Genomic DNA, 2,744 nt, shown 5'->3' on the forward strand with positions numbered 1-2,744 from the left:
CGCGCCCTCCCGGCGCTCGCACTTCGTGCGCCGTTGGCGTCCCAATCCGCTCCCGGCGGATTGGTCTTTGGTTACTTTCTTTTCGACTGCAAGGACAGCTATTTGCTCCTCGGCAACTGCTCCTGCGTTGCTCTACTACAGACCATCCATGGTCTTATGCAATATCTGCATTCACCACATCCTTGTAACTTAGCAACGCAGGAGCGGTTGCCGAGGCGGAGCAAAAGAAAGTAACTCGCCTTCGGGGGCGAGACCCCGATTCAAATAATCCGTCGCGGTAGCGACCTCTTAAATCAGTACGAGTCCTATTAACTGCGTAACATCAGGATTTAAATAAAACCCTTAAACCGGTTCCCAAGCTCCTGCTTGGGAACTAGAAAAAACAAGTCCAGATTATAGGAATAGCTCTATTTGTACTATTAGTAGAAACGCCTAGTAGAGTGTAATGCCAAGCCGCCGAACGGCCCGCTATACGTCACTTACCGTTAATTTCCCTATCCATGCAGGCTATTAATTTTGCAGCCAGGAGTTTGACGTGAGGCTCCCGGCATATATCGAAATGCACGGCTGGCAAATGTTTGACTTCCAACCTGTCGCCCAGCAGATTTCTCCATGCGTATTCCGGCGGGACATAGCTAAAAATCCTGCCTTCTTCGGTGCGCCCCTGAAATAGAACGACCCGGCCGCTATACGTTTTCGGTTGATAACTGCCGTGACAAGCCTGGTCGGGAGCCGACGTATAAATATGCGGCCAGAAATCCGTACCGTACTTATAAAACGTAGCCAGATCCGTCATCTTATTTCTGGCCGATTTGAAAAGTTGCTTTGGAGTTTGCCTGAAAACGTTGCGGATAATCCGCTTTAAAGGCAATAACCGGGTTTCCATTCTCAGGTAGGTGTCCAGTAATCCCACTAAGTTCACTTGAAAGCCATCGGCTTGCAATTGCCTGGCCATTTCATAGGCAATCACGCCGCCGAAAGAAAATCCCATCAAGTAATAGGGCCCTCGCGGCTGTATTTGTTGCATTTCCTTAATATAGTGGCCGGCCAGTTCTTCCAATAACGGTAAGCTGATAGGACGATCGCCAATCTCGGCCGCCATGCCGTATCGTAAAAAATAAAGCGGCTGATCCTTGCCCAAATGGCGGGGCAAATCCAGTAACGTTAATGTATGAACCGCAAATAGCGGGGGCCTTGCCCCTTCCGTTTGGATCGGCACAACGGAATAGCATGAAGGCTTTTGTTGTTTGGACGATATCATCTCGGCCAAGGCCTCGACTGTCGGGTGTTGATAAATTGCGCCCATCGCTAACTCGATAGCGAACAATTTATTAATCTCGGTAGACATCTTGACCGCCAACAAGGAATAGCCGCCGATATCGAAAAAATTATCCTGGATGTCTATATTTTTCAGGCCCAGCAAGTTTTTCCATATATCGGCCAGTTTGCGCTCGATGTCGTTACGAGGACCGCTATGCGTCAAGGATAAGCCTTCATCCAAGGGTTCCGGCAAGGCTTTGCGGTTAAGCTTGCCGTTCGGCGTGACCGGCAACGCATCAATGAACATAAACGCAGCAGGCACCATGAAATCGGGCAGTTTTTTCTTAAGAAAATCGCGTAACTCAGCAAGGCTGGGAATGACATTGTCCTTAAAGCTGAGTTGAGCAGCTTCTTTGTTCAAACTAGACTTATGCCCTTTGGGCATAAGCACCAAATAAGCGACCAGGCGTTTGTCTCCATCGCCGCCGTCGAACGCCAATACCGCCGCTTCGCGCACCGCCGGATGCTCCGCCAGCTTGGCCTCGATATCGCCCAGCTCTATCCTGAAGCCCCGGATTTTGACCTGGAAATCGTTGCGGCCCAGGAACTCAATCGTGCCGTCGGCGCGCCATCGCGCCAGATCGCCGGTTTTGTACATGCGCGCTTTAGCGTCTTCCGTGAACGGATCGGCCATAAAGCGTTCCTCGGTCAATTCCGGCCGATTCAGGTAGCCTCTGGCAACATCGGCGCCGCCGATATAAAGCTCGCCGATCAAACCGATCGGAACCGGCTGTTTATTAGCGTCAAGAATATAAGTCCGGGTATTGGCGATAGGACGGCCAATGGATTGCCAACTCAATGAGTCGGCCGACAGCTCATGAACGGTAGCCTTGACCGTTGTTTCAGTCGGACCGTATTCATTGAACAATTTAGGACGATAGCTGGTGCGTTCAAACCAGGCCGCCAGCATGTTGTTGCTGACAGCCTCGCCGCCGAAAATAATCTGGCGGATAGACCGCGGGATGACGGCCTGCCGATCCTGGACCAATTGCTGCCAAAACAGCGTCGGCAAAGTCACAAGCGAAACACGATTTTCTTCGCACAGCGCCCAAAACTTCGTTGCGTCGGCTATCCAATCGTCGCCGCGCAGCACTAAGGCCGCCCCGGTCAGCAAAGCGCCGAAAATTTCCTGTACCGATGCGTCGAAGCCGATAGCGATGAACTGCAAAATTCTATCTTCCGCGCAAATTTTGTAGCGCTTCCTGCAATCCGTAATCAGGTTACAGACGCCCCGGTGCTCGACCAGTGTTCCCTTGGGTTGTCCGGTAGAACCGGACGTGTAGATCATATAAGCCAGGTGGCTGGACGTCAGTCCTTGGCGATCCGGATTGCCGTGCGGACGCTCCGCCCAGGGCGGACATTCGGCATCGAGATCGAGCACCGGCATCGCCGTTTGCGGGAACAGGCCGTCGAGCCGCCCTTGC

Annotated in this window: 2 protein-coding genes; one reads left to right on the top strand and one right to left on the bottom strand. The window is 52.3% G+C overall.

Features of this window, described 5'->3' with window-relative positions; all coding sequences use genetic code 11:
- Nucleotides 1–234 (top strand): hypothetical protein (locus EKO24_RS22805; RefSeq protein ID WP_206667220.1); only part of this gene is annotated, 234 nt, incomplete at its 5' end.
- A 241-nt stretch (nucleotides 235–475) separates the two neighbouring features.
- On the opposite strand, the gene EKO24_RS06285 is transcribed toward EKO24_RS22805, so the two are convergent.
- On the bottom strand, nucleotides 476–2,744 hold a 2,269-nt coding region (locus EKO24_RS06285), incomplete at its 5' end, for a non-ribosomal peptide synthetase (RefSeq protein WP_143733187.1).

The sequence above is a fragment of the Candidatus Methylobacter oryzae genome, from assembly GCF_003994235.2.
Lineage (GTDB): Bacteria > Pseudomonadota > Gammaproteobacteria > Methylococcales > Methylomonadaceae > Methylobacter_A > Methylobacter_A oryzae.